The sequence below is a fragment of the Bacillus cereus group sp. BfR-BA-01382 genome, assembly GCF_022663475.1.
In the GTDB taxonomy this organism is placed as follows: Bacteria; Bacillota; Bacilli; order Bacillales; family Bacillaceae_G; genus Bacillus_A; species Bacillus_A thuringiensis_S.
On record NZ_JAKUFQ010000002.1, the window covers coordinates 149,066 to 174,932 of the forward strand.

Here is a 25,867-nt window from a genome sequence, read left to right on the forward strand (position 1 = left end):
TATTTGAGTAATCACTGTTTTAAGCCATATGAAAACATTTTGATAATGTAGTAACCACATCTCTATAATTTATAAAAATCAATTTGCCCCATTTTTCTTTTAGAATAATATTCATGTTATTGTGCATTAAGGGAATGGTAATAAATAGGATAATTAATTAAAAAACTGAAAATTAAATCTTTTATTTCTTTTGTAATTAATATAAAATTCTATATATATCATATAAATAAATTTGATACATAATGATTTTGCGTAGAAATGTTAATAGAATGAAGCGAGGGAGCGAAATGAGACAGAAAAAGGAGCAGAAGAAACAATCGAAAAAGAAAAAGACTCATATTCCTTTTCGGTTAAATGTACTATTTTTTATTGTCTTTCTTTTATTTTCAGCTATTATAATTCAATTAGGTAAAGTACAAATCATTGATGGAGAAACGTATAGAAATGAAGTAAACAAAAAGGAAGATGTAACGGTAAGCACTCCCGTTCCTAGAGGGAAAATGTTTGATCGGCAAGGTCACGTTATTGTAAATAATAAACCATTGCGAACCGTTACATATACGAAAATGAGAGGAGTAGACTCGAAAGAAGTTTTACAAGTAGCAAGAGATTTAGCCAAGCTGATTGAAATGTCGCAAGAGGACATGGATAAGTTAACAGAGACAGATAAGAAAGATTTTTGGATGCAGTTAAATGAAAAGCGGGCAGCAGCGAAAGTAACGAAAGAAGATGAGAGTAAATTTAGAAAGCAAGAAATAGAAGGAAAAGAATTAGATAAAAAAGTAGAAGAACTGCGCCGGGAAAGAATTACACAAGAAGAATTAAATGAGCTTTCAAAGGAAGATATAGAAGTATTAGTAATTAAAAGCAAAATGAATGCAGGATATAAAATGACACCGCAAATCGTTAAAAAAGATGTAAGTCAAAATGAATATGCTGTCGTTAGTGAAAGATTGGCAAGTTTACCGGGGGTAGATACGACAGTAGATTGGGAACGAGAATACCCAAATGATAAAATACTGCGCTCTATACTAGGTAGCGTTTCTAATGAAAATGAAGGGTTGCCAAGAGAACAATTAGATTATTATTTAGTTCGTGATTATAATCGAAACGATCGTATTGGTAAAAGTTACATTGAAAAACAATACGAAGATGCACTACATGGAACGAAAGAACAGTCTAAAAATATTATGGATAAAGCAGGGAAAATTGTTCGAACAGAAAAAGTGACCGAAGGAAAAAGTGGAAATAACTTAATGTTAACAGTCGATATGGATTTACAGAAAAAAGTAGAGGGAAGCCTTGAAAAGAATTTACGAGCTTTTCATGCTGCAGAGCCGATGATGGATCGTGCGTTCGTAGTAATGATGAATCCGAAAAACGGTCAAATTTTATCAATGGCAGGAAAGAAAATTGTAAATAAAGATGGCGGTATGCAAATAGAAGATTATGCATTAGGAACGATGACAAGTTCTTATGAGTTAGGATCAACTGTAAAAGGTGCTACTTTATTAGCTGGATATCAAACAGAAGCGATTAAGCCATATACACATTTCTTTGATGCACCAATGTATTTTAAAGGAAGTTCTAAGCCGAAGAAATCGTGGAAAGAATTTGGGGATATTGATGATTTAAGAGCTTTACAAGTTTCATCGAACGTTTATATGTTTAATACAGCTTTAAAAATGGCAGGCATTAATTATGTCTCAAATAATCCATTAGATATTAAACAAGAAACATTTAATAAAATGCGCTACTATTTTAGACAATTTGGCCTAGGTGTGTCGACTGGTATTGATCTGCCAAATGAAGCAATCGGTCAAGTAGGTAGAACTGATAACATACCCGGATTTTTACTTGATTACGCGATTGGACAGTATGATACATACACGCCGCTTCAGCTTGCGCAATATATTTCCACAATTGCAAATGGCGGTTACCGAATGAAACCACAAATTGTACAAGAAGTTAGAGAGCAACCGAATAGACCAGAGGATGTAGGAAAAGTCGTTCGGTCGATTGAACCAGTTGTATTAAATCGAGTGGATATGGACACTTCGTACATTAATCATGTAAAAGAAGGGTTTAGAAGAGTTTTTCAAGAAGCTGACGGAACAGGTACCGGAACGTTTAAAGGTTTACCATATAAACCAGCGGGAAAAACAGGAACAGCTGAGACGGTATATGGTGGAGAAAGTGATATTGGAAGAGATGAGAATAACAACCGAAAAAAATGTTATAATTTAACTCTTGCCGGTTATGCACCATATGATGCTGATCCGGAAGTAGCTTTTTCAGTTGTTGTACCATGGGTGAATGATGATAAATCAGGAATTAATTCTGCGATTGGTAAAGAGATTTTGGATGCGTATTTTGAATTAAAAACAAATAGATCAAATACAAATTCAATTCCAGTAGAACAACCGAACAAGGCACAGTAAAAATAGTATCACTGCATGGAAACATATTGTGCAGTGATATATTTTTTGAGTTAAAAAGCGCTTTATAAGGTGGGAATGGATATGAAAAAGGAAATTAAGAGAGGCTGGGGAAAGTACATACTATTTATATTGGTGATGGTAATAGGCTACCATTCTTTTACTTTATGTAAAGTGGAAGGGGAATCGATGCAGCCGACTTTATATGAAGCAGATTACGTATTTGTAAATAAAGCAGTAGTACGTCTTTCTAATTTACAACGCGGAGAAATTGTCATTATAAAGGAAGCGGATGAATCGAAATATTATGTGAAACGTGTAATAGGGCTTCCGGGTGATGTAATTAACATAACGAACGGAAAGGTATATGTGAACGATAAAAAGCAAGAAGAACCATATACGAACAAAGATTTATTTAACAACACACAAGTGTTTTATAACTTTCAAAAGACAAAAATTCCGCCAAATAAGTTATTTGTAATGGGAGATAACCGCGAAGTAAGTAGAGATAGTCGAAATGGCTTAGGATATATTGAAGAAGATAACATAATTGGCAAGGTGGAATTCGTATATTATCCTTTTTCAAAAATGAAAATGATAGAATAAGTGGGGGAGAAGCAAAACCCCACTTATTAAAGTTTCACTTTATTTTCTTTAAAAAACCTTTTGGATTAAATGATATGAAAAATTTATGTTTAGACTCGTCGATTATGAAGTTATTATTTTTAGTTAAAAACTCATCCACAGCCTCCATCGGACCAGGACCCCAATCGGGAAGAAGCGGATTTCCATTAATGGAGGTATCTTCTACAATCATATAACTGCCAGTAGTGACGATAGATTTATATAGTAATAGTTCTTTGGATACATGCTCTTTACTATGATCAGAATCTAAAATAACTAAAACCACATCATCAGGTTTGCGCATGCTTACTATTGTTTGGACGGCCTGCACAGAAACAGAAGAGGCTGTTAAATACGTAATCCGATTATGTGATGGCCGATTTGGCTGCGGAGTTATATCGATAGTAAGTACGTGACCTTTTCCAATTAAATCTAACATAGAAGCTAAATACAGTGCACTACCACCGTGAAAAGTCCCGCATTCAATAATTAAATCGGGCTTTAATTCATAAATAATTTCTTGATACAAAAAGAGGTCAGAGGGAAGTTTACAGATTGGAACTCCGAACCAGTGTGTATCGTTTAACCACACGAGGCTGTTGTAATATTGGTTTAGAAATTCATTGCTTATATTATCGATTTTAAATTCTCCTTTCTAAAAAGGATTCTCTCGTTTGACGTAAAGTGTTTACGCATGAAAGTTGTACTATATATTATGTAGTAAGGAATTGTAAGGCGAGTGTTTTTACTTGAAAATAAGCCAAATAACTCATGTGGAAAATGAAAGGAAATGATTGTATGTACAAATACACAATTTGTTTTATTAGAAAAAGCGATAAAATACTGCTATTAAATAGAAATAAAAAGCCGAATATGGGGATGTGGAATGGTGTTGGAGGAAAAATAGAAGATAATGAAACGCCATACGAAGGAATAATTAGAGAAACGTTTGAGGAAACGGGTATAGAACTTTCAAGTGTAATGTATAAAGGGACTGTTGGTTTTAAAGGTAAAGATGAGCCCCAGGCTAGTGAAGGAATGTATGTGTTCGTTGCTGATTTGCCAGATGGAATGCAAATGAATACACCATTTCGTACGGCTGAAGGATTATTAGAATGGAAAGAAATTGATTGGATATTAGATGGTGATAATAGAGGTGTTGTTAGCAATTTACCAAAATACTTACCGACAGTATTAACAGAAGAAAATAAGTTAAAACATATATTCACGTATGATAACCGGAATATTATTCATTACACAACTGCATGTTTGACAGAAGATGATGCGAATAAGCGATATGAAAAACAACTCATTTCTCAATAGAAGAGGATAGTGAAAAATCACGTTTTTGCTCTCATTATATATGCGAGGTGATTATATGTTTCAGAAATACAATTTATTGGCCATAATTGTAATATGCATGATATAACTTTTCTTATGGTGAAAGAGTAGAGAATATACGTAAACGGAACAAAAAAGGAGGTGGCTTTGCTACCTCTTTTTGTTAGCTACGAATCGCCTTAATTATAAATCGATGTTGATTCACATCTAAATATCCTTTTTGCGAAATAATCTCATGTATACGATATAACTCCTCAAAGTACTTTTCGACAGTAAAATCAGGAATTTGCCACGGAATTGCTTTTAAATAATAGATGATAGCGCCAATATCATAAAAACGTTGGAAAGGGAATTCTTCTTTTGCTTCTAAAATAGTAAATCCATTTTGGTTTAACTCACTGCATGCAGTTTCGAGAGACCAATTTGCAAACTCACTATTTAGAGGCATACCCAATTGTTCATTAAGTTCAACGCAATCAAGACCGCCAACTTGTTGTGTAAGAAATATTCCATTAGGAGAAAGTATTCTATTTACCTCAGAAGCAGAATAGGATTCATGTTGATTCAGAATGAAATCAAACTGTTCATTTTGAAATGGTAAAGCAGTATCATCACTTACTGCCACAACTGTAACCCCTAAAGGTTCTAATTTCTTCTGAGCAATTGGCACGTTTGGAGCGTAGCCCTCAGTAGCGAATGTAGTTGACGGGAACGGTTGTAACATAGATAAAAACTCTCCGCCACCAGTACCCATATCGAGCATTGATTCTGCACGTTGCATAAGCTGAAAAGCAGTACTGCCGTACGACCACGATAATGGCTCGCTCTTCATTCGACCCGTTTCTGAAATGAAAGAAAAATCCCAGCCACTAAAGTTTGTATTTGCACTTTCTAATAAAGTTAAAAATAATGGATCACGTTTCATAAATTTGTCCTCCTATTTTTTAATGGATAATATGATGAGAAAAGAAAAAGGGAGGACCTCTTATTAAAATGAAGCAGTTTTATGTTTCATGTTCGAATAGATTCATATAAATTCGCTCCTTGTGAGAATGGTTATTTATATATTCGGGATAAATAAGTGGAAATCCTTTGATCAAGAGCTAGGGAATTTAGTAGATATGACTAAGGAAGTTCTAAATCGCTTGGAAAGCATGATAAGTGATAAAAATATATTAATTGGAATGCACCGAGAGAAATAATCGTTATTCACGAAAAAATATAGATGGAGGAAGCTTTGTTAAACCTGTTGAAGAATGCAATAGAACATTCTAAACCAGGTGGTAACATAATGATTCAGGTCAAAAATTCTCCAATCTATATCGAACTAGTGATCCAAGATTTTGGAGAGGGAATTTTAGCTGAAGAATTACCTCATATTTTTGAACGATTCTATAAATCAAGTAGTTCTAAAAAGCTTGGCTCGAATGGAATTGGGTTGGCACTTGTCAAAGCTATTATTTAGGCTAACTAACATATTGTATGTTTCAGTATCTATTTTATAAAAAAGAAAATAGATGTAACGGTCCTCCTTTTAATAAAAAAATCCTATAAAAATATAGTGCTCTTAAAAAATTTTGTTACAAATTTGTTTTGTTTGACTTTAAAAAAGGAAAGTAATATTTATTTGTAGAAAATTTTTAAGGATAAAAATAGGATGAATATCCATGGTAAGAAAAAGGGGGCACTTAAATGTTAACAAATGATTTAGATTTTCGATTAGAACCACGTTTAAAAGAACTGTATGAACAACATAAAATAAGAGCGCAGAAGATAGACTGGGCTTATCATGAGTTTTTACCATGGGATAAGGGAATGGACTTTAAAAGAGTTCCTTGGGATGAAAGTCAAGTTACTCTCCCTTCTGGTGTAATTACGGCCATTGAAACAGCTTTATTAACAGAAGTGAATTTACCATGGTTTACAACGTATTTATCTGCGACTTTTAAAGGTTCCCTTTCTGTTATTACAGACTTTATTCATACTTGGACCTCAGAAGAGGATCAACATTCGAATTTATTAGAGACATATTTACTACTCACTCGAAGTGTAAACCCTAAACGTATACATGAATTAAGAAAATCAGTCGTTGAGTGTGGATTTGAGCCTGATTTTCATACACCAATCGAAGCCATGACATATACGACGCTACAAGAACTTGCAACAATGGTGTTTTACAATAATGTAGCTAAGGTGGCAAGTAAGCATGATCCAGATCTTGCTACATTATTACGCCGTCTTGCAAAAGATGAAACACTTCATTATGCGTTTTATCGAAACGTTATTCGAACACATTTAGAATTGGAACCAAATTATTGCTACCATATTGCCAATGTGATTAGGAATTTTAAAATGCCAGGTGCCGTCATGCCTGATTTTGAAAATAGAATGGCTGTGATTGCAAAAGAAGCAAACTATGGCCCACTACAATATTTTGATCAAGTACTTGATGTAGTGGTTGAGTATTGGGGGTTAAAAGATTTACGACCAATTGCCCCTCTAGCAGAAAAAGCAAGAATTGAGATTTTGGAGTATCATATAAGATTGAAAAAAATACGGGATCGATTTGGCCGTTTTCAAGGGGAAATTGATCTACGTTAATGGGTGGAGATTTCAGGATATACGCGTATGGATTCCCTTTTCTTTTATTGGAAATCTCGAACGCTCTTTGGTATTTTACGGCTGTTTTACTTGATTTAACTTTTGAAGAAAAAAGTAATTGACACCTAAAATGAACTTGTGATATTATTAAATTTTTGATAAAAAACAACATATGTGTTAAGCTTGAAAAGGTTACCACATATGGAGGTGGATTATATGTTTCAAATTGGCGATAACATTGTTTATCCAATGCACGGAGCAGGTATAATTGAAGCCATAGAAGAAAAAGAATTCTCAGGGGAAAAACAACAGTATTATGTCATCAAAATGTCAATCAGTAATATGCAAGTCATGATTCCTACGGGTAAAATATTGAATTCGAATATACGCCCAGTTACTGATATACTTGCATTAAAACACATTATACACATTTTTCAGCATGAAAAATCATGTAAATTACTGCCGTGGAAACAAAGGCATAAAGTGAACACGGACAAAATAAAAACGGGTGAAATACAAGAAGGTGCTGAAGTTGTACGCGATTTAATGCGTATGAAGAAAGAAAAAACACTGAATACAAGTGAAAAAAAATTGTTGGATGATGCATATAAGTTTTTGGTCAGTGAACTAGAATTAATTAAAGGAATCACTGAAAATCAAATAAAAAGTTTCTGTTAAGGTTTATTATAGATAATGTATTATATCTCCCGAAAACATCCTGAATTTTTCGAGAATATGATGAGTATTAAAAGTAAATCATTTCAAAGACATTCAATTTCTTCAACTCACTTTTAGAGTAGAAACCTCTTTTGTTATTACTTCAATCTAATCCATTTTTATTTTTAAATTTATTTTACGAACATTCGAAGTTTCATTAAATAACTCGATTAAATAGTCACTTGATTTTTGCAATCCTGATTCACACTGGCACGGACAAGGAGCCGTAAGGATGAAAGAGAGGTAGGGCTTTCATTGTTTTAGGTAATATACTATCTAAGTCATTATTTCTAGAAGAAAAAACAATCAATCTCACCGCCAGCTTTAAGAGTTCCTTACATCTACTGAGACAGTGAATAGTAATTGTTTATCTTCTTTACGTAAAATTGATAAACGAACTGGTAACACCATATGGTAAACTACAAAAAATGGTTTCCAGACCAAGAAACCATTTTTTATTTTATTTACATAACAATAGTAAATTAAGCAGTAAGAAGGAGTCCGCACATGAAAAAAATGTTAACAAAAGAATTAAGTAATGAATTAAAGAAGCGAGAAGGGATTATTTCTATTACAGTTGAGCCTTATGAAAAAATCGAAGTTGGTGGAATTCGTGTAGATGGACCAGCTATTATTCTAATTAATCAAGAATAGGTAAAAATAGTTGCATGCAAGGAGAAAAGGATCAGCCTTTAAGAAAAGGGGGATCCTTTTTGCTTGCTGCAGCTAATATGGGATATACATAACTTTTATCTGATGTGTTGGGGTTAAAAGGAAGGAGAGGATGGAGATTATCATGGTGGAAAGCTTAATATTGGTAGGATTTCTTTTTACGTTATATAAATTAGTTGATAAAAAAACAAACTAATTATTTAAAACGATAGATTGTTTCCTTTTTAAGGCCGAGATTTATCTGAGAGTGAAATGGATCATCTAAAGGAGGAATTAAAATGGATGCAAGGAAAGAACGCATAAAATACGAGAAGATGTCAAAGAATTATGATCGTATTTATTTAGTTTCGTTTATCCTATTAATTGTACTTGTTTGTAGTAGTGTGATTATCATAGGAGCTACAGGCGGAAAATATGGAGTGTTTTTATTGTTAGCAATTTTACTTAACGCACGTATTACGAAAGAATCTCAAAAAAAGTATGAGCACTATTCTAATAAAGGGCGTATTTAAAATGATACATAACCAGAAAGGAACAACCTAGATGTATATTCAAAATATCCCTTTATCATCTCCTATTAACTAGTAAAAGTAACTTTATATAAATCATTTTTTTAGCAATGTAGAAATAGAAACCGTACCCTATTAAAATGTTATTTCCGTCCATATAATGAATTATCCTTCTAGCATATTTATAAGATTTATATCATATATTAGTAGAAAGAATGCAAGTTAGAAAGGAGTTTTATAGAATGAGTTATTTGGAGGGAAATGACTTTAGTAAACAAAATATGGTAAGTGTGCCTAATCCCTATGTATATCAGACATTACAATCAGTAATTGGTAAACATGTGGTTATTGAAACTGTAAGAGGCAATATAAGAGGTAAATTAAAGGATGTGAAACTAGATCATTTGCTCATTGAAGATACGGTGCCATATATTGTACGCATTCAACAAATTGTATGGATTATGCCAAAACAATAATCACATGTAATTTGATTTATAATAGATTAGCATTATAAATCAAATAAAAACACAGGGTTTTATCTCTGTGTTTCTTCAAATTTTCGTTTTTGGATATATGCTTGAGCATGGATAATTTCTTTCTGAAGTTCTTTTAATTCTTCCATAGATCCAGATTCAATCCTCATGTACGTAGTAACTAGACTAATCATCATATCCATCTTCTCTACTATATTTTGAATGACCTGTTCAGATTGCTCTTTTTTAGGGTGTTGTATTGCTATTAGAGCATTTTCTATATAATTGTTCTTTCTTTGCTGGATATCATAAATAAACTGTTTTGTGTTTGAGTTCATTTGTTATTCCTCCGTTTTGGATATACTTCTATTCTATCATATTTGAATGGTGAATATTAGATTCCCCTAAATATACACCTGTCACATACATCTCCTCAAATATAGAAACTAATTCCTTAACGTACAGGGAGCTAATCAAAATATGTTAATTTTGTGTCTAAACGTACAATTTTCGTTTTTGATATGGTGAGCCCTAATTGTAGTGCCCAATCCGATGTAAATTCCTCAATAACAACAGATTTTTCCATATCTCTAATACCCTTATGTATTTTGTGCTTGAATATAATATCAGATTTAGATAAGCAAAACTATTTCAAGTGAATAGAATCCACTCTTTAAGAATACATAAAAAATATATATAAAAGCGTATTCTAATCACTGCATCATTGGTGAAAGTAGAATTCTATAAATTTTGGAGGAAGAGATATGCAAAAAAAGGTTCTCCTGTTTACAGATTTAGGGATTGATGATGCGTTTGCTATACTGTACACCTTTTTTCGTAAAGACATTCAACTTGTAGGAATTGTGGCCGATTATGGAAATGTATCAAGAGAAGATGTAATAAGAAATATTAACTATTTAAAGTACATTGCGGGAAGAGAAGAAATACCTGTATTCCTTGGTGCTTCTGTACCGTTGACAGGTATAGTGATTCAGTATTTCCCTGAGGTACATGGAAAAGTTGGATTAGGACCTATTATTCCACCTGAAATTTCATATCCAGTTTATCCTTTAAATGATATTTATCAAATTATAGAATCAAATTTAGAAGATCTTACAATTATCAATTTAGGAAGACTTTCTTCGCTAGCTACGACTTTTGTATTAAATTTAGAAACAATGCGAAATGTAAGAGAATGCATTTGCATGGGGGGAGCTTTTTTCTATCCAGGTAACGTAACTGCTGTGGCTGAAGCTAATTTTTACGCAGACCCGTATGCAGCAAACTTAATTCTGCAGCATGCAAAGAACTTGACGATTATTCCTTTAAATGTGACTCAACACGCGATTGTTACACCCGAAATGGTCCAGCAAATTGATGCATTTCATCGGAGTACACAGGATCTTGCAGGACTCATCATCAAACCTATGTTAGATTATTATTATAATTTCTACTCCAAGTCTAATCCTGGTATAAGTGGAAGTCCTATGCATGATTTTGTAACAGTTTGGTATTTGCTAAATCAAGACGCTGTTAGTCTTTCAAGAGTACCTATTAAAGTAATCCCTGATCAAGGAGAAGGATTTGGTCAAAGCATTGCAGATTTTCGTTTTGTTACTAATCCAGGCTATAAAACGCATAATGTAGCTTTTCAGTTTGATTATGAAAAATTTAAGAAAGATATTATGGAAACGTTCCTAAAGAAGAGAGTGTAATAGACTTTATTAACTTCAGATAATACGGATTATGAGAATCAAATGTCACTTAACTTAACTTAACTGTAAATATCAAATTAACAAAACAAGTTCCCCTAAAATAAAAAAGACGTTGACTTCTCTATGTAATTAACTGTCGTTTCATGTCCAGCGATGATGAATAGCCAAATTGTCGAAAGAAGCTCGTTCTTATTCAACTTGTTTTCTTGCTCTCTTGTTTGAATGAGATCGTTTATCAAATCAGAATCAGGATTTAGACGCTTTTCGTTAAGTAATGTCTCAATGTAATGAATAAACTTTTAAGTGTTGTTTTAACTTCAGTTCCCTGAATAGGTTCCACAGAGGTGTCCATGAGTTTTTTGTCTATTTGCGGAACTGGTTTCGATCAGTGGCGGGAATCCCAAGCACCTCTGAAATGAAAATAATGGGTAGTGGTTAAGCAAAATCTGCAATAATTTCCATCTTTCCTTGTTCTTGTACAGCAACTAACAATTCGTCGGCAAGTTGCTGAATACGGGAACGAAGGTCCTCAATCATACGTGGTATAAAGGGTTTAGAGACCATCCGACGCAGGCGAGTATGATTAGGAGGATCTACCGTAAGCATATTCGGACTCTAGATTCTACAACATTTCAACTTACAGACAAGTTTTCTTGACATATACATTATTTTAGACAAGCCTTTTATAATGCATATAGGGTAAATTGTTAAATTTTGATTTTTTATATGTAAAATGATAATAAAGTTATTTAATTTCAAAAGTCCAAATAAGTATAACCCGATCTAAATTTAGATCGGGGTTAAAAATATAGTTGTTTAATCTTGATGTAAGAAACGTCACTAGATTGAAAAATATAACAAAAAAGTTATTGAAAAATGAATCTTTTCACTTGATATATATTTCTTCTGGAGCATTTATACATTTTCATAGTAACCAACCAGCTAATCAATATGATTCCTGCAAAAAGTAATAGTAAATTACTATACAAATGAGTGAAAGAATTAGCATTCATAGGTAGTAATTTTCGGTTTAGCAAATGTATCGATAATAATCCACCTACAATCGCAATCCCCATTCCTTTCGTTAGAAAGCCTGGGAAATTAAGCAAACTCATTCTAGTACCAGCAGCCTTTTGTTCCAAACTACTGAAACACTGATAGAGATAACTGTTTTGGTCATGAACTCACTGTTGTAATATGTCTAGTGTGTCTTCATGGTATGTTTCAAGAAAAGGCCGAATGGCATATTCAGCGTTATTCCTTTTCGTTATTTCATACATGGTGTTGAATGAGGTTTCAAAATCGTTCAGACCATATTTTTCAACGTATTTTGCGATAGGCATGTACATATATCCGTTTGTGAATGTGCCTACTTCTGTTGTATTTTCTGGTCCTAATGTTTTCAGTAATATATGTATTGCTACATTAAAATCTTTTTGTAAAGCATTGTGTAATTCATCTGCTATTACTTCAATACGTTGTTTTAACTCTAAATTTTCAACTTTATATGTTACAGAATCTACAAAGATTCTTTTAGAAAAATTAGGATCGTGTTTACAAATAGAATCAGCTATTTTCTCTGCTAATTCTTCATTAAATAAAAATTTTAACGGAACATATTTACCCATTTTTTCACCTCGGTGGTCAAATGAAAACAATTTTTATTTTTTAATCGACAATCCATAAACTAAAGTCTCACTCGGAGTCGTAATACTAAAACCTGTCGTCTTATAATCAAGTTTCACTGTATCACCAGTGTATTCTTTCGTGAATGAATCCATTTGTACGATAAGCTCTACATCTTCATATACAACATCATCTGCGTTATATGTATCCCAAATTAAATCGACATCAACGAAAATACTACAAGAGTTCGTCATTGTTCCTCTAATGCGAACGATCTTTTTATCTTCACGTTCTAATCTACGTATAGCTGCTTTTGCTTCATCAGTAATACGAATGTTCATTGTATCCCAACCTTTATTTATATTTCCTTTATTATTGCAAAAACAGGAGCAATAATAAAGGAAAGAGGTTTGCAACAAAAAACGAGCAAACAAATTTGTTTGCTCGTTTCACTTTATTTTAGTTCACATTTATCAAGTGGAATCACTTTTGTTTTTTTCGTAAATTTATAACCTAACCATAGTACTAAGAAGAGTGGTAAACCGATGTAAGAAACGAGTACACCGTTCCAATCAATTGCTTCACCCATAAATGCGCCGTAGTTTTGTCCTAAAATTACGATGATACAAAGTGTAAATGCGAAGATTGGACCGAATGGGAACCATTTTGCTCTATATGGTAAGTCTTTTAAATCTTTTCCTTGTGCGATATATGCTTTACGGAAACGGTAATGACTAATTGCAATTCCGACCCATGCGATAAAACCAGACATTCCAGATGCGTTTAATAACCAAATGTATACAACACCGTCACCGAATAAAGAAGCAATGAAAGCAATACTACCAACAATTGACGTTACGATTAATGCGTTAACAGGTACACCGCGGCTATCTAATTTACCAAGAAACTTTGGTGCTTTTCCTTGGCGAGCTAAGTCCCAAAGCATACGAGTTGATGCATACATACCAGAGTTACCAGCAGATAGTACAGCAGTTAAAATAACAGCGTTCATAACAGAAGCAGCAAAGGCAACGCCCGCTTTTTCAAAAATAAGTGTAAACGGACTTACTGTTACATCACTTGCAGCAAGGCTTTCAGTTGTATAAGGAATTAGTAAACCGATAACGAGAATCGCAAGGATATAGAATAAAAGAATACGCCAAAAGATTGAACGAATTGCTTTTGGGATATTACGTTCTGGATCAGATGTTTCACCAGCAGCTACTCCTAATAATTCAGTTCCTTGGAAGGAGAAACCAGCTGCCATAAATACACCGATAATTGCCATGATACCGCTGTTAAATGGTGCATCTGCAACTGTGAAGTTTTTAAATCCAACAGTTTCGCCGCCCATAATTCCGAAAATCATCATGAAACCAACAATTAAAAAGATAATAATAGTAACTACTTTAATAAGTGCGAACCAATATTCAGATTCACCAAACCCTTTAACAGATAAATAGTTTAAAAGGAAAATAATAGCTAAACATAATCCACTCCAAATAAGAGAAGGAGTATCTGGGAACCAAAATTTCATAATTAATGTTACAGCTGCAAGTTCAGCAGCAATCGTAATTGCCCAGTTATACCAATAGTTCCATCCAAGTGCAAAGCCAAGTGATGGATCAACAAATTTTGTTGCATACGTACTAAAAGATCCAGTAACAGGCATGTAAGCTGCAAGTTCAGCTAAGCTTGTCATTAAAAAATAAACCATAATTCCAATTGCGGCGTATGCAATTAATGCGCCACCAGGTCCAGCTGTATGGATGACACCACCGCTGGCAAGAAATAGTCCGGTACCAATTGTACCACCGAGAGAAATCATCGTAAGGTGACGAGATTTTAATCCGCGTTTTAATTCACCTTGTCCTTGTGTAGTTTGCGTTTTAGAGGTAGATTGATTTGTTGCGCTATTCATGTTCAACACTCCTTTTCTTGTAGGTTAGGAAGGAGCGGGGGAGAAAAATACAAAAAACCGCCAAAGGAATTTGGCGGAACGTTTCACAAATAACCACCCCATCATACCCTTCCGTTAAGATAGCACCCCACGTTTACACGGTAATTTGTAAACGTGACAGTTCTGTTCCTTTCGGAGACAGCCCCAGCTCATATTTCCAGAGAAGAAATATAAACTTCGGCAACCTTTCCTTTCAAACGGAGTTGGTGACATTCTCTGTGTCTCGTCCGTTTTACTCATAAAAGTCGCAACCTCTACCTCATCGGATTGATGAGGATTTGATATATTGCTAAGATTTTTAATATATGGCAATTGTAATGACTTTCTGAATATATTGCAAGATATTTTGTTAGGAAAAGTCAAAAAATATCGGTTATTGTATAGGAAACGCTTGCAAAACTCCACCCGAACCTACTATTATGTAGCAATAAGCAAAGAAAAAATTGTTATACAAATGTTTCGCAAAAAATATTGAAAAACCCTCTAAATTAAAAGAAAATTCAGAAAAATATAATTCGACATAACTATCAAAAGAGGATTATTCCTTAAATTCGTTTCAAAGAATAAGTATAAATTTAACGGATAGAATGAATATTCTTTTTATTTTTAGTAAAATTGAGGTATTGTTTAATTGAAAAGGGGAAATCAATATGAAATTAGAAACAGAAAGGCTCTATATAGTGCCGTGTACAGAAGAGAGGATTCAAATTGCTAACGAGCAAGGATACAATAGCGGTCCGCATATTGTAGGGCATGTAAAGAATGTAAAACAAGATGCAGCTATATTACCATGGGGTGCGTGGTATGTTCTTCGGAAAGAAGATGATAGCTTTTTAGGTGATATTGGGTTTAAAGGGAAACCAAACGAGAAGCAAACAGTAGAAATTGGCTATGGATTTATTGAGAAATATTGGAATCAGGGCTATGCAACAGAAGCTGTAAGAGAACTAATCGATTGGGCTTTCAAAACAGGAGAGGTAGAAACAATAATTGCAGAGACACTCCTAGATAACTATAGTTCGATTCGTGTTTTAGAAAAGTTACATATGAAGAGAGTAAATGCTACAGAAACGATGATTAATTGGAAAATAGAAAAATAAAAAATACCGCTCGAAGTATATCGGGCGGTATTTTTATCGTTATGGTAGCATTTGTTTTTGATCATTCGGATATCCGGCTGTCGATGCGTTAGAACGCTTGGAATGATTGCGAACAGCAATGAAAATAGAAATAATAACGACAAGACCAACTGCCACGTAAGAAAGTGAAATAATAGTTGGATCCACTTTAAATGTAGTCAGCAGTGTACGTATATTCGTAAAGATAATAAGACCACCAACTAATACCCCAAGTAAATGTGCTGGAACGATACGAACTAACCATGCAGCAATTGGAGCTGCGACAATACCGCCAAGCATTAAGGCAAATACCCAAACCCAGCTTACTTGTTCCCAGCCAAGTGAGATGAAGAAACCAATTGTTGCAGCGAGTGAAACAGGAAATTCACTCGTATCTACAGATCCAATAACTTTTCTAGCTTCATTTCCTCTTGCTAGAAGAACGGGTGTCGTAATCGGCCCCCAGCCACCGCCACCAGTTGAATCAACGAATCCAGCAAATAAACCAAGCGGCACAAGTTGTTTTGCAGACATACGCTTATTTGAAGCAACAATTTGTTTTTGAAGGACGAATCGTAATAAAATATAAACCCCTAAAGTAAATAAAAAAACGGAAATGTACGGTTTAATTACATCGCCAGGTAAATTACTTAAAAAACATGCCCCAACAAATGCACCAATTGCTCCAGGTAATGTAAGTCTGGAAACTGTATATTTATCAACGTTTCCAAATTTGATATGAGATGCACCGGAAGCGGCGGTTGTAACGACTTCAGCTAAATGAACAGAAGCGGAAGCTACAGCCGGTGCGATACCAAACATTAATAATAGTGAGGTAGATGTTACCCCATACGCCATTCCAAGTGCCCCATCAATCAATTGAGCGAAAAATCCGATAATAGCAAAGACAATTAATTTCTGCATAAATAATCCCCCTGTAATAATAAATGAAAAAGGCACTTTTCCCGTATGAGAAAAGTGCCTTTGGTTTTTCCAATCAGCAATAATTAAATTTGTTTCATTATAATACATATTAATCGTATAAATCAACTGGGTTTTAAAGTTTTTTGAATTGAATGAAAGAAAAATAAAATATACAATAAAAGGATGGAGAGAAAGGGGAGAAGGACATGTTGCGATTTGATCATCTAGTACACGCCGTACATTGTACACCGGAAGAAGCGGCAAAACAAATGCAGGCGCACGGATTTTATACTGCAATAGGTGGAGAGCATATTACTTGGGGTACTTGGAATAGTTTATGTTATTTTGATTTATCATATATCGAATTTTTAGCAGTGCAGCATGAAGAAAAAGCGAAAGAAGCAGACAATCCATTAGTACAAGAAACAGTAGTGAAATTACAAGACGGAGAAGGAATGCTGCAAATCGCAATTCGAACAGATGCAATTGAAGACCTAGCAGTAAAGTTTAGTAAGCACGGTTTACATACGATAGGACCATTTGAAGGGAAACGTATGAGAAAAGATGGTCGCCTTTTAGAATGGAAAATGTTATTTGTAAAGCAAGAAGAGAACGGACCGAAATTACCTTTCTTTATACAATGGAATGAAACGGACGAAGAAAGAAGAAATGATTTACGTAACATTGGAACAATCACGGAACATAAAAATAAAGTACAACAAATTGAAACGATCCATTATGCAGTGAAAAACGTTCGAGAAACGGTGCGGAAATGGAAAGAAGTAATGGGGCTATCTACAAGCTCAGTTGTGAAAAGTGAAAAATGGAATGCCGAGTGTCAAAGTGTAGTATTTGGAGATATTCATGTGCAGTTTTGTGAGCCGATTGGAGAAGGGCTAGTGCTAGAACATCTGAATAAGAATGGCGAAAATCCTTTTGCAGTGGAGTTTAAAGGTGAAAATAAACGAGAGCATGAAGTGTTACATAGTTTGTACATATATTGATAGAGGTGAACGTTGTGAAGGAAATGCTTAGAGAGATAGAGAGTAAACTAGAATGGCCTCGTATTGTAAAGTGTACAGTTATTTCAAAAGGTTTTTCACATGAAGAGAAATATAAAATAGAATTAGAAAACAGAGTAACATATTTTGTGAAAGTATGTGATGCTGTTCATTTTGAACGTAAACAAGAAGAATATATGTATATGAAACAATTAGAGTCATTACATATTCCAACGCCTAAGTTAATTCATTTTATAAAACTTGAACAAATAAATAAATGTGTTCAAGTATTTGAATGGATCCAAGGTATAAATGGTGAAGAAGGTTTAGGGAAGCTATCCGTGGAAGAACAGTACCATGCAGGAAGAAAAGCAGGAGAAGTACTAAAGAGGATTCACTCAATTGAAAGAGAAAGTGCAAGTAATAAATGGGAAACAGTTCGATGGAATAAATACGAAAGATACGTAGAAGCGTTAGCAAATTATGAAATAGACTTCCTTGATTTGAAGCCAGTATTAAGATTTGTAGGGGAGCATAAACAATTATTGAAAAATCGCCCTATTACCTTTTTACACGATGACTTCCATCCAGCAAATAGTATGATTCATAATAAGGAGTTTATCGTTATCGATTTTGGTGGATATGATTTTGGTGATCCAATACATGATTTTTATAACGTAGCGATTTTTACTACAAGAATAAGTAAACCATTTGCGGTTGGACAAGTTCACGGATATTGCGGAGGCGAACCGTCGCTTCATTTTTGGAAACTGTACTCATTATATGCAGCAATGACATTCCCAGCTGATATCGTATGGACAAACCGAAGCACGCCACATTTAGTAAATGATATGAAGGAAAGATTGAACGGAATTTTAGAAGATCATAATCATTTTTCATCCTATATTCCAAAATGGTATCAATCACTACATGAGGATATAATAAACTATAAGTAATGGAGGGATTCATTTGGATAAAATAGCGGTAATTTCAGATATACATGGTAATATTCCAGCATTAGAATCTGTACTGCAAGATATTAAATTAAGAGGAATCGAGCGCGTCGTGTGTCTTGGAGATTTAGTCGGAAAAGGTCCTCATTCTAGCGAAGTGATTGAAATCATTCGTAAAGAATGTGAAGGAGTTGTAATGGGGAACTGGGATGATTTCATTACAAAACCGACTGAATTTGAAACGTTAAAATGGCATCAAAAACAATTATCGGAAGAACAAAATGACTATTTAAGAAGCTTACCATTTTCAATCGAATTTTTTATGAGCGGCAAACTGATCCGTATGTTCCACGCTTCACCGAGAAGTTTATATGAAAGAATTCAACCACATGCCTCAAGAGAAGAGCGTATTAGTATGTTCGAAAATAGTGAGCTCACAGAGAATATAGAAGGGGAAAGAAAACCAGATGTCGTTTGTTACGGTGACGTTCACCAAGCGTTCGTTCAAAATTTCAGAGGGAAAACGTTATGTAATGCCGGTAGCGTAGGAAACCCACTTGAAATAACACAAGCTTCCTATTTAATATTTGAAGGAACTTACAATGAAAAAGAAGCAGCGAGCTTTTCTATTCAACTCGTACGAGTACCGTATGATATTGAATTAGCTATCAGGCTGGCAGAAGAGCTCGATATGCCAGAAATTGAAGAATACAAACAAGAGTTACGGACTGCTTTATATCGAGGGTTTAAGGGGAAGTAAGCCAATCATAATATATCAACGATTTTTCAAATATATCTATCATGACTTAAAATATATCAACGATTTTTTCAATATATCAACGATTCGACAAAGGATATCGACTTACCGACAAATAGTGACATAAAAGTTAATTATAATTTTGTTATGTAAACTAAATGAAGGGAGAAATATCATGAACCGAAAACAATGTATAAAAGAAATTGCTAATCATATTTTAATGTTAAATTTAACGCACCCAACAAGAGTTGGAGTAAGCGGTATTACAGCATCAGGAAAAACAACATTTGCAAACGAATTAGCGGAAGAAATAAAAAAACGAGGGTTACCAGTAACGTGCGCTAGCATTGACGATTTTCATAACTCAAAAGTGATTCGTTATACACAAGGTAAAGAATCTGCAAGAGGGTATTATGAAGATGCACACGATTATACAGCTTTCAAAGAAAGGTTATTAAAACCTTTAGGACCTAATGGGAATTTACAGTATGAAACGATCTCTCATAATTTAAAAACGGATATTCCTGTACATAATGAGCCGTTAATGGCTCAACCCAATATGGTACTCATAGTAGATGGAACATTTCTATTGAAAAAAGACGTTGAGTATTTATTTGATTACAAAATCTTTGTAGATACAGATTTTGAGATTGCGAGAAAACGTGGTGCAAAGCGCGAGACTGAGGCTTTTGGAAGTTATGAAGAAGCTGAGAAAATGTTTTTAAACAGATATCATGCGGCCTGTAAGATGTATATAGATGAGCATAATCCGAAAAGTTGTGCGGATGTTGTATTTCAGAATAGTGATTTAGGAAATCCAGAAGTTATATTTCATGAATGAGCGTATTACATAATCAGAAATATATGTATAGCCTTTTGTTTATTGTTATAATTAAATTAATTTTATGAAGCAAATAAAAGGGGATAAGACAATAAAAAACGCAAAAAGGGGACAAGAAATATAATGAATGAAGTACTAGAACTAAAAGAAGAACTACTACAAATTAAAAATAATAATTATGCTGTACCAGAAGACGTAGATGCTTATCCATATGCACAGTGGATGTTAGATTATATCGGGTCAACTGATGCTGAATTACGCGATGATTTAATTTATAGTACGCTTCACAAATGGATTACAAATGATGTGTTTAGACAAAAAGAATTACGAGGATTAATGCTGCAAGCAATTAGCCCTGATTATTTATTTTATAAAATTGGTGAAAAGGGAACAGATTCTGTCTTTAAACGTGCATTTTCTGTATTAATTCCACCACTTATTTTATCTGTTCATGAAAGAGAACCATTGTTATCTGAAGAACAACTGTACAGTGTGGCAGAACAAGTGCTGGAATATGTATATTTAGAAGAAGATGTAAGAGGCTACGTAGAAGGAAAAGGCTGGGCACACTCTACTGCACATGCAGCAGATGCGCTCGATGCTTTAGCACGTACAATCCAAAATCGTGAGTTCTCATATGCAATACTAGCTGCTGTTCGCCAGAAGGTACGCTTACATGACTACGTATACATTCACTTTGAGGATGAGAGATTAGTAGCACCAATTATGTCGTTACGTAACCAAAATCTTTTAACTGAAGAAGAGTGGAGCAACTGGTTACATAGTATAGCAATTGTTGAAGACATCCCGCATCCTCAATATGATATTTTAGTACAAAATATTAGAGCTTTCTTAAGAAGTTTATATTTTAGAGTTTTAGAGACAGAGGGTAGTACAGCCTTTACAGAGGATATATTGGAGACTTTGAAAGGGTTGCGTAGGTATTAAAAATAGGAATATAAGAAAAGAATAAGAGTAAAAAACCGATTATACTTGTAGGCCCTCTACAAAAATAATCGGTTTTTTAGTTGAATTGAAATTTTAGACTTAACTATACACGAGTGTATTAAATATGTAATTGTGGTTGTTCTTCATATAAACTATTCACGTACTGTTTTAAATTCTTGATGAATAATAGAATATCTTGACTAGGCATTCTAGCATGTAGAAGATGAAATATATTTCCTTTCCCAATTTCAAATTCATCCGAAGTTAAAGTAATAGGGATGTTTTTAAAAACATGCCATGGGAAATATAAGTGTACAAAAGCTTCTCTAAAATATATACCTGATTGACAAATTAATACCCCATCCGATCCTTTCCCCATATTCCCAAGAACAGATGTATCTAAAAAAGCGATGATCTGTTCTTCTTTTGGAATGATAAATCGTGCCTCAATTGCTTTTAACTTTTTTTCTGAAATATGAGTGTCTACAAATAATCCATTATCAGGTTCTAATAATTCATTGTGCGTTTCAAATAAAGAGCAAATAGATTTTATCTCATCCATTTTTATAATTGGATGTATATCCTGTTGTTTTGAATTTTGGAATGAATTCGTAAGAGCTATTAGCAATTCTTTAAATAATAGTGGGGGATAGTCACTCCCGTTAATATTGAAACTTTTTTGTGCATCAAAAGATAAGAAACCATCTTTATCAATTTCAATTTGTTGCACTTTATTTAATTGTTCCCATTTCAAATTTCCTTTACCTAATAACCAATTTTTCCAGTATAAACCCGAACTCGTAAAGTAAACACCATACTTGCCTGATCCTAATAAATTACAACTTAAAAAAGCGACAATTTGATCTTCCGTTGGTATAGAAAAACGTTTTTGAGCAATTGATAAGAAATCTTTAGGAATTCTAGTAACATAAAATCTAGATTGTTGAAACTCTAAACAAATATTAGTTAAACGATTAAAATCTATATTCATCTTAACCATTCCCCATTTCAAATTTTGTTTCGATATATTAAATTATAAGGTTGTTAGGAAAATATTAACACTTAAATTTACCTTAAATTAATAAGTAGAGGGTTTATAAAATAAATTTATATTAGGATAAAATTATGATTTGCATTATATATTTGGAGTAGTAAAGTCTTGTTAAGTTAATAAAAAGGTACATAAAACCAACACCTCCCAACCATACTAAAAAATGTGTTGGAGGTGAATGTTATGGACAAAAAAGACTTTGAAAAAGTTTATAATGATTACTTACATCAAGGAGAAGAACAAGCTCAATTTGAAGTAGACCATGAAGTTAATTCAGGAGCAGAACAAATTGTTGCTGTTCGTAAAAATGATGATGGTGATTTAATTGCGTTTAAAACAAGTAGCGGGAGAGAGTTAGATTATATGACTGCCCTTGAAGAAGCAAAATCAGGGAAGTTAGCTCATGTAGACGTATTTCATAAGTATGGCAGAGATATTATACGTAGTGAACCTGATGGAATAAAGGAAAATAACTTAGATAATTTACCTTCATTTTAAACGGGTAAACCTCAAGAAGAGAATGTTCATTTGGATATTCTCTTCTTTGTGTTGCGAAGTTTTCCTTGCGAAAAGAAGGTTCATCTTTAATGAGCGATCATACTTTTAAAGAGCGCTCTAAATTTCTCTTTATCTTCTGCTGTAAATGGTTTCGGTCCCTTTGTACGCTTACCGCTTTTTCGAACCATTGCACTTAAATACCGTGTTTGTAACAATTGTTCAATGTTGTCATTCGTATACTTATAGCCTTTATGGTGTAGTACGATACAGCCTTTTGCTAAAGCGAGTGAAGCAAGACCGTAATCTTGCGTTACGATTAAATCTTCTTTTTTTGCTAACTGCATAATCCGGTAATCCGCAGCATCTGCTCCAGAATCAACATAAATTGTTTCGACACCTTTTGGCTGCTCTGCATTAGAATAATGTGAAAAGCTAGTAACGAGGGTAACAGGAATTTCCACATTCGTAGCCTCAAAAATAATTACATCTTTTACAGGACAAGCATCTGCATCAACGTAAATCTTCATTTTATCACTCCTATAAATAGGTTCGAGTTGATAATAATGGTAGATTTAGGTTTTGTCAAACGAGAAAGCTTTATTTAAAGTTATTTTCACATACCAAAATAGCCTCGCGTAAACGAGAAATACCTTCCTCAATTTGATCAATATCCACTTTTCCATAAGATAAACGTATATAACCATCTTTCGCACCGAAAATACTACCTGGCATAAAAGCAATTTCTTGTTTTAAACTTTGCATAATGATTTGTTTTTCGTTTATAGGTTCTTTTAATTTCCCCCAAATGTATATACCACCAGTAGGGTTTGAAAAAGAGATTTTATCATGAAGTTGCTCGTTTAGGGCACGAACGATAACGTCTCTTTTTTCTGCTAGTTGTTTTCGTAACGGTACGATATGAGACTGAAATGGTACAGTTTCAAAAAATTGTTGCATAAGCCACTGCGGGAAAATACTCATTCCTAATTCCATTTGGTGCCGTGCATCTGATAATCGCTCTACGACAGACTGCGGGGCGACAAGCCAACCTACTCGTAATCCTGGCGCAATCATTTTTGATAAAGAATGTACATAAATGACAGTTCCATTTTCATCTATTGATTTCAAAGTAGGACAAGGTTGTTTCTTTTCTAGCGTCAGCAAACTAGATGGATCATCTTCAACGATTGCAATTCGTAAATCTGCGCAAAGTGATAATAGTTTTTTTCTACGGTTTGGATGAAGCATCGTCCCCGTAGGGTTTTGGAAATTTGGATTTAAAAAAATCATTTTAATGCGGTGCTTTCTGTATAGCTCTTGTACATCGTCTGGATTAATGCCGTGTTCATCGACAGGTAATGGGAAAATACGAATACCTGCTGATTGGAATAACGGCAGGGAATAACAGTGTGAAGGACTTTCGAAAGCAACAGCATCACCTGGATTTAATAAACATTGCACGATAAGGTGCAGTGCTTGTTGAGCGCCGGATGTAATCATAATGGATTGTTCAGTCGCCTCAACTTTTAAATATTCTTTCATATATTTTACGACCGCTTGTCTTAGCGGGAGATAGCCTTGCGGATGATCGTAACTTAATGAATGCGTTAACGGTTGTTCACGTAAAATCGTTTGTAGTTGATCGTGAGGATAAAGATTACAACCGAGTTCTCCATTAGCGAAATCTATAATATTTTCATTTTGTTGTACTTCTGCCCGAATATGGCGAAGTAGTGGTAAGTTTGGTAAAAAAGTACCACCTTCTACGAAATTTCTCCAGTTCGGCGTTAATGTTGGAGAAACGCCCCACATATGTGTACTCACACGTGTACCTTTACCAGTCGTACTTTCTACAATTCCCATAGCACGAAGTTCATTATAAGCAGTCGTTACTGTACTTCTGTTTACATTTAACTGCGTAGCTAATTTCCGTTCTGAAGGGAGGAAGCTTCCTGGAGGAAGTTCTCCATATGTAATACGTTTTTCAATAAAGTCAACCACTTGCTGATAAATAGGGATTTTACTGTCACTATCTAGCTTCCATTCCATACAAACGCCTCCGTATCTCTTATATACATTAAGTATAACAAATTGGCTGGGTAAAAAAACAGCCAATTGGACGGTGCTATATCCAGCCAATTTTACTATGCTAAATATGGAAGGGGAGATTCGGATGAAAAGATGGCAAATGGAATGGCTCCTAGTATCAGTAGCGTTAGTATGGGGAGCAAATTATACAATAGGAAAGTATGGCGTGGCATATATGTCATCCATTCAATTTAATAGTTTACGATTTTTAGTAGCATCACCGGTCTTATTACTTATTACATTTATGATGGAACGCTCATTACGTATTGAAAGAAAAGATTGGTTACGATTAGTAGTAGTCGGTATAGTTGGAACGGCAATGTATCAAACGATGTTTATGCTATCTGTGAAATACACTTCAGCAACGAACGCCTCATTATTAATTGCGATGTCACCTATATTTACAGGGATATTAGCAGTATTGCACAAACAAGAACGTTTTTCGATGAAAGTACAAATTGGTTCAATAGTAGCGTTTATTGGTGCAGCATTTGTTTTATTAACAGGACATACAGGAGGAGCTACTTACGAATATGCGTGGCTCGGAAATGTAATTGGATTAGTCGCAGCAATTGCGTGGGGATGGTATCCAATATTAGCGCAACCTCTTATTACAAAATACTCCGCAATGAGAGTTACATCATGGTCTACTTTAATTGGAATTGTACCACTTGTTATATACTGTTTATTCAACGTAAACTCTTTAACATGGCCAGTAGATACGCCAAGCTGGGGTTCACTAGCATATTCAATCATCTTTGCGACCATCTTCGGACTATCAATGTGGTATGTCGGTATTAGTCAAATAGGCTCAACGAAAGTAATGGTTTATATGTATCTCGTACCATTGTTCGCAGTTATCTTTGCGGCAGTTACAATTGGAGAGCAAATTAATATGATGCAACTCGTTGGCGGACTTATTATCTTCATCGGCTTATATGTTGTAAAAAAAGGCGGAATCAAAAAGCCTGCTTTCAATTTGAAAAAAGTCAGTTAATAGTAAAAATGATCT

At 34.2% G+C, this 25,867-nt stretch carries 26 protein-coding genes, 4 pseudogenes and 1 riboswitch; of the genes and pseudogenes, 18 read left to right on the forward strand and 12 right to left on the reverse strand.

The genetic code is table 11. From position 1 onward, the window contains the following. The first annotated feature begins 287 nt into the window (after window positions 1-287). Entirely contained in the window at window positions 288-2,441 is a 2,154-nt protein-coding gene (locus MR160_RS01650) for a peptidoglycan D,D-transpeptidase FtsI family protein (protein ID WP_242297038.1), read from the forward strand. Between the two features lie 81 nt (window positions 2,442-2,522). Next, window positions 2,523-3,044 (forward strand): signal peptidase I, encoded by a 522-nt coding sequence (gene lepB / locus MR160_RS01655; protein ID WP_000711484.1) that lies wholly within the window; start codon window positions 2,523-2,525, stop codon window positions 3,042-3,044. A 34-nt stretch (window positions 3,045-3,078) separates the two neighbouring features. Here lepB and MR160_RS01660 read toward each other — a convergent pair whose 3' ends face one another. Further along, on the reverse strand, window positions 3,079-3,702 hold the full coding sequence (locus tag MR160_RS01660) for a cephalosporin hydroxylase family protein (RefSeq protein ID WP_265736909.1): 624 nt from the start codon (window positions 3,700-3,702) through the stop codon (window positions 3,079-3,081). Window positions 3,703-3,860: 158 nt separating this feature from the next. Between MR160_RS01660 and MR160_RS01665 the strand changes: the two genes are divergently transcribed. Then, window positions 3,861-4,385: an NUDIX hydrolase gene (locus MR160_RS01665; RefSeq protein WP_000280180.1), complete on the forward strand. Its 525-nt coding sequence runs from the start codon at window positions 3,861-3,863 to the stop codon at window positions 4,383-4,385. Window positions 4,386-4,566: 181 nt separating this feature from the next. On the opposite strand, the gene MR160_RS01670 is transcribed toward MR160_RS01665, so the two are convergent. After that, on the reverse strand, window positions 4,567-5,328 hold the full coding sequence (locus MR160_RS01670; RefSeq protein WP_242297039.1) for a class I SAM-dependent methyltransferase: 762 nt from the start codon (window positions 5,326-5,328) through the stop codon (window positions 4,567-4,569). 163 nt (window positions 5,329-5,491) lie between these two features. On the opposite strand from MR160_RS01670, the pseudogene MR160_RS35040 reads away from it, so the two are divergent. The 6 genes and pseudogenes from MR160_RS35040 to MR160_RS01700 form a co-directional block, all read left to right on the forward strand. Next, a pseudogene (locus MR160_RS35040) lies at window positions 5,492-5,865 on the forward strand (sensor histidine kinase); the annotation flags it as partial. 230 nt (window positions 5,866-6,095) lie between these two features. Beyond that, entirely contained in the window at window positions 6,096-7,004 is a 909-nt protein-coding gene (locus tag MR160_RS01680; protein ID WP_000957094.1) for an acyl-ACP desaturase, read from the forward strand. Between the two features lie 216 nt (window positions 7,005-7,220). Beyond that, window positions 7,221-7,682, forward strand: a complete 462-nt coding sequence (locus tag MR160_RS01685; protein WP_000486295.1) for a CarD family transcriptional regulator — start codon at window positions 7,221-7,223, stop codon at window positions 7,680-7,682. A 546-nt stretch (window positions 7,683-8,228) separates the two neighbouring features. Continuing rightward, window positions 8,229-8,375, forward strand: a complete 147-nt coding sequence (locus tag MR160_RS01690) for a BC1881 family protein (RefSeq protein WP_000738546.1) — start codon at window positions 8,229-8,231, stop codon at window positions 8,373-8,375. A gap of 296 nt (window positions 8,376-8,671) precedes the next feature. Then, window positions 8,672-8,905, forward strand: coding sequence for a hypothetical protein (locus MR160_RS01695; RefSeq protein ID WP_000340032.1), 234 nt, complete (start codon window positions 8,672-8,674; stop codon window positions 8,903-8,905). Between the two features lie 239 nt (window positions 8,906-9,144). Next, window positions 9,145-9,378, forward strand: coding sequence for a YuzF family protein (locus tag MR160_RS01700; protein WP_000120816.1), 234 nt, complete (start codon window positions 9,145-9,147; stop codon window positions 9,376-9,378). A gap of 59 nt (window positions 9,379-9,437) precedes the next feature. Here the strand turns inward: MR160_RS01700 and MR160_RS01705 are convergent, their stop codons facing one another. Then, window positions 9,438-9,713, reverse strand: coding sequence for a hypothetical protein (locus MR160_RS01705; RefSeq protein ID WP_001087711.1), 276 nt, complete (start codon window positions 9,711-9,713; stop codon window positions 9,438-9,440). Window positions 9,714-10,139: 426 nt separating this feature from the next. Here MR160_RS01705 and MR160_RS01710 point away from each other — a divergent pair, with 426 nt between their 5' ends. After that, window positions 10,140-11,090 (forward strand): nucleoside hydrolase, encoded by a 951-nt coding sequence (locus MR160_RS01710; RefSeq protein ID WP_001170286.1) that lies wholly within the window; start codon window positions 10,140-10,142, stop codon window positions 11,088-11,090. A 122-nt stretch (window positions 11,091-11,212) separates the two neighbouring features. On the opposite strand, the pseudogene MR160_RS01715 reads toward MR160_RS01710, so the two are convergent. The 5 genes and pseudogenes from MR160_RS01715 to MR160_RS01735 form a co-directional block, all read right to left on the reverse strand. After that, window positions 11,213-11,702: pseudogene (locus MR160_RS01715) on the reverse strand (cytochrome P450); the annotation flags it as partial. 254 nt (window positions 11,703-11,956) lie between these two features. Continuing rightward, a pseudogene (locus tag MR160_RS01720) lies at window positions 11,957-12,267 on the reverse strand (tetracycline resistance MFS efflux pump); the annotation flags it as partial. 10 nt (window positions 12,268-12,277) lie between these two features. After that, a pseudogene (locus MR160_RS01725) lies at window positions 12,278-12,718 on the reverse strand (hypothetical protein); the annotation flags it as partial. A gap of 33 nt (window positions 12,719-12,751) precedes the next feature. Continuing rightward, window positions 12,752-13,057: an iron-sulfur cluster biosynthesis family protein gene (locus tag MR160_RS01730; protein WP_001026197.1), complete on the reverse strand. Its 306-nt coding sequence runs from the start codon at window positions 13,055-13,057 to the stop codon at window positions 12,752-12,754. A 113-nt stretch (window positions 13,058-13,170) separates the two neighbouring features. Continuing rightward, window positions 13,171-14,637: an amino acid permease gene (locus MR160_RS01735; RefSeq protein WP_242297040.1), complete on the reverse strand. Its 1,467-nt coding sequence runs from the start codon at window positions 14,635-14,637 to the stop codon at window positions 13,171-13,173. Between the two features lie 112 nt (window positions 14,638-14,749). Continuing rightward, window positions 14,750-14,941: riboswitch (Lysine riboswitch) on the reverse strand. A gap of 385 nt (window positions 14,942-15,326) precedes the next feature. Between MR160_RS01735 and MR160_RS01740 the strand changes: the two genes are divergently transcribed. Continuing rightward, on the forward strand, window positions 15,327-15,776 hold the full coding sequence (locus MR160_RS01740) for a GNAT family N-acetyltransferase (RefSeq protein ID WP_000764593.1): 450 nt from the start codon (window positions 15,327-15,329) through the stop codon (window positions 15,774-15,776). Between the two features lie 39 nt (window positions 15,777-15,815). On the opposite strand, the gene MR160_RS01745 is transcribed toward MR160_RS01740, so the two are convergent. Further along, window positions 15,816-16,826, reverse strand: a complete 1,011-nt coding sequence (locus tag MR160_RS01745; RefSeq protein ID WP_002082558.1) for a sulfite exporter TauE/SafE family protein — start codon at window positions 16,824-16,826, stop codon at window positions 15,816-15,818. A gap of 98 nt (window positions 16,827-16,924) precedes the next feature. Between MR160_RS01745 and MR160_RS01750 the strand changes: the two genes are divergently transcribed. From MR160_RS01750 to MR160_RS01770, 5 genes are all read left to right on the forward strand, one after another. After that, on the forward strand, window positions 16,925-17,722 hold the full coding sequence (locus tag MR160_RS01750) for a VOC family protein (protein ID WP_000943330.1): 798 nt from the start codon (window positions 16,925-16,927) through the stop codon (window positions 17,720-17,722). Window positions 17,723-17,736: 14 nt separating this feature from the next. Then, window positions 17,737-18,675, forward strand: coding sequence for an aminoglycoside phosphotransferase family protein (locus MR160_RS01755; RefSeq protein WP_242297041.1), 939 nt, complete (start codon window positions 17,737-17,739; stop codon window positions 18,673-18,675). Window positions 18,676-18,688: 13 nt separating this feature from the next. Next, window positions 18,689-19,432 carry a metallophosphoesterase family protein gene (locus MR160_RS01760; protein WP_000357646.1) on the forward strand — a complete coding sequence of 248 codons (744 nt, stop codon included), beginning with the start codon at window positions 18,689-18,691 and terminating at the stop codon, window positions 19,430-19,432. A 172-nt stretch (window positions 19,433-19,604) separates the two neighbouring features. Continuing rightward, a complete protein-coding gene (locus MR160_RS01765) occupies window positions 19,605-20,270 on the forward strand; it encodes a nucleoside/nucleotide kinase family protein (protein ID WP_001080476.1) in 666 nt (221 codons plus the stop codon). 123 nt (window positions 20,271-20,393) lie between these two features. Next, the gene (locus tag MR160_RS01770) at window positions 20,394-21,218 is read left to right on the forward strand and encodes a DUF2785 domain-containing protein (protein WP_001006698.1); all 825 of its coding nucleotides are present in this window, start codon (window positions 20,394-20,396) and stop codon (window positions 21,216-21,218) included. A gap of 118 nt (window positions 21,219-21,336) precedes the next feature. On the opposite strand, the gene MR160_RS01775 is transcribed toward MR160_RS01770, so the two are convergent. Next, complete coding sequence (locus MR160_RS01775; RefSeq protein WP_001017805.1) at window positions 21,337-22,209, reverse strand: hypothetical protein; 873 nt, start codon at window positions 22,207-22,209, stop codon at window positions 21,337-21,339. Window positions 22,210-22,452: 243 nt separating this feature from the next. Here MR160_RS01775 and MR160_RS01780 point away from each other — a divergent pair, with 243 nt between their 5' ends. Further along, window positions 22,453-22,767, forward strand: a complete 315-nt coding sequence (locus MR160_RS01780; RefSeq protein WP_000358166.1) for a DUF3892 domain-containing protein — start codon at window positions 22,453-22,455, stop codon at window positions 22,765-22,767. A gap of 86 nt (window positions 22,768-22,853) precedes the next feature. On the opposite strand, the gene MR160_RS01785 is transcribed toward MR160_RS01780, so the two are convergent. After that, a complete protein-coding gene (locus MR160_RS01785; protein WP_000708771.1) occupies window positions 22,854-23,294 on the reverse strand; it encodes a YaiI/YqxD family protein in 441 nt (146 codons plus the stop codon). A 70-nt stretch (window positions 23,295-23,364) separates the two neighbouring features. Continuing rightward, a complete protein-coding gene (pdxR, locus tag MR160_RS01790; RefSeq protein ID WP_000454934.1) occupies window positions 23,365-24,816 on the reverse strand; it encodes a MocR-like pyridoxine biosynthesis transcription factor PdxR in 1,452 nt (483 codons plus the stop codon). Window positions 24,817-24,940: 124 nt separating this feature from the next. On the opposite strand from pdxR, the gene MR160_RS01795 reads away from it, so the two are divergent. After that, window positions 24,941-25,852, forward strand: a complete 912-nt coding sequence (locus MR160_RS01795) for a DMT family transporter (protein WP_000832992.1) — start codon at window positions 24,941-24,943, stop codon at window positions 25,850-25,852. The last annotated feature ends 15 nt before the right edge of the window (window positions 25,853-25,867 follow it).

What these genes read in the sequence shown, in the direction of transcription:
- MR160_RS01650 (WP_242297038.1), top strand. Translation starts at nt 288, where the DNA reads ATGAGACAGAAAAAGGAGCAGAAGAAACAATCGAAAAAGAAAAAGACT.
- lepB (WP_000711484.1), top strand. Translation starts at nt 2,523, where the DNA reads ATGAAAAAGGAAATTAAGAGAGGCTGGGGAAAGTACATACTATTTATA.
- MR160_RS01665 (WP_000280180.1), top strand. Translation starts at nt 3,861, where the DNA reads ATGTACAAATACACAATTTGTTTTATTAGAAAAAGCGATAAAATACTG.
- MR160_RS01670 (WP_242297039.1), bottom strand. Translation starts at nt 5,328, where the DNA reads ATGAAACGTGATCCATTATTTTTAACTTTATTAGAAAGTGCAAATACA.
- MR160_RS01680 (WP_000957094.1), top strand. Translation starts at nt 6,096, where the DNA reads ATGTTAACAAATGATTTAGATTTTCGATTAGAACCACGTTTAAAAGAA.
- MR160_RS01685 (WP_000486295.1), top strand. Translation starts at nt 7,221, where the DNA reads ATGTTTCAAATTGGCGATAACATTGTTTATCCAATGCACGGAGCAGGT.
- MR160_RS01690 (WP_000738546.1), top strand. Translation starts at nt 8,229, where the DNA reads ATGAAAAAAATGTTAACAAAAGAATTAAGTAATGAATTAAAGAAGCGA.
- MR160_RS01695 (WP_000340032.1), top strand. Translation starts at nt 8,672, where the DNA reads ATGGATGCAAGGAAAGAACGCATAAAATACGAGAAGATGTCAAAGAAT.
- MR160_RS01700 (WP_000120816.1), top strand. Translation starts at nt 9,145, where the DNA reads ATGAGTTATTTGGAGGGAAATGACTTTAGTAAACAAAATATGGTAAGT.
- MR160_RS01705 (WP_001087711.1), bottom strand. Translation starts at nt 9,713, where the DNA reads ATGAACTCAAACACAAAACAGTTTATTTATGATATCCAGCAAAGAAAG.
- MR160_RS01710 (WP_001170286.1), top strand. Translation starts at nt 10,140, where the DNA reads ATGCAAAAAAAGGTTCTCCTGTTTACAGATTTAGGGATTGATGATGCG.
- MR160_RS01730 (WP_001026197.1), bottom strand. Translation starts at nt 13,057, where the DNA reads ATGAACATTCGTATTACTGATGAAGCAAAAGCAGCTATACGTAGATTA.
- MR160_RS01735 (WP_242297040.1), bottom strand. Translation starts at nt 14,637, where the DNA reads ATGAATAGCGCAACAAATCAATCTACCTCTAAAACGCAAACTACACAA.
- MR160_RS01740 (WP_000764593.1), top strand. Translation starts at nt 15,327, where the DNA reads ATGAAATTAGAAACAGAAAGGCTCTATATAGTGCCGTGTACAGAAGAG.
- MR160_RS01745 (WP_002082558.1), bottom strand. Translation starts at nt 16,826, where the DNA reads ATGTATTATAATGAAACAAATTTAATTATTGCTGATTGGAAAAACCAA.
- MR160_RS01750 (WP_000943330.1), top strand. Translation starts at nt 16,925, where the DNA reads ATGTTGCGATTTGATCATCTAGTACACGCCGTACATTGTACACCGGAA.
- MR160_RS01765 (WP_001080476.1), top strand. Translation starts at nt 19,605, where the DNA reads ATGAACCGAAAACAATGTATAAAAGAAATTGCTAATCATATTTTAATG.
- MR160_RS01770 (WP_001006698.1), top strand. Translation starts at nt 20,394, where the DNA reads ATGAATGAAGTACTAGAACTAAAAGAAGAACTACTACAAATTAAAAAT.
- MR160_RS01775 (WP_001017805.1), bottom strand. Translation starts at nt 22,209, where the DNA reads ATGAATATAGATTTTAATCGTTTAACTAATATTTGTTTAGAGTTTCAA.
- MR160_RS01780 (WP_000358166.1), top strand. Translation starts at nt 22,453, where the DNA reads ATGGACAAAAAAGACTTTGAAAAAGTTTATAATGATTACTTACATCAA.
- MR160_RS01785 (WP_000708771.1), bottom strand. Translation starts at nt 23,294, where the DNA reads ATGAAGATTTACGTTGATGCAGATGCTTGTCCTGTAAAAGATGTAATT.
- pdxR (WP_000454934.1), bottom strand. Translation starts at nt 24,816, where the DNA reads ATGGAATGGAAGCTAGATAGTGACAGTAAAATCCCTATTTATCAGCAA.
- MR160_RS01795 (WP_000832992.1), top strand. Translation starts at nt 24,941, where the DNA reads ATGAAAAGATGGCAAATGGAATGGCTCCTAGTATCAGTAGCGTTAGTA.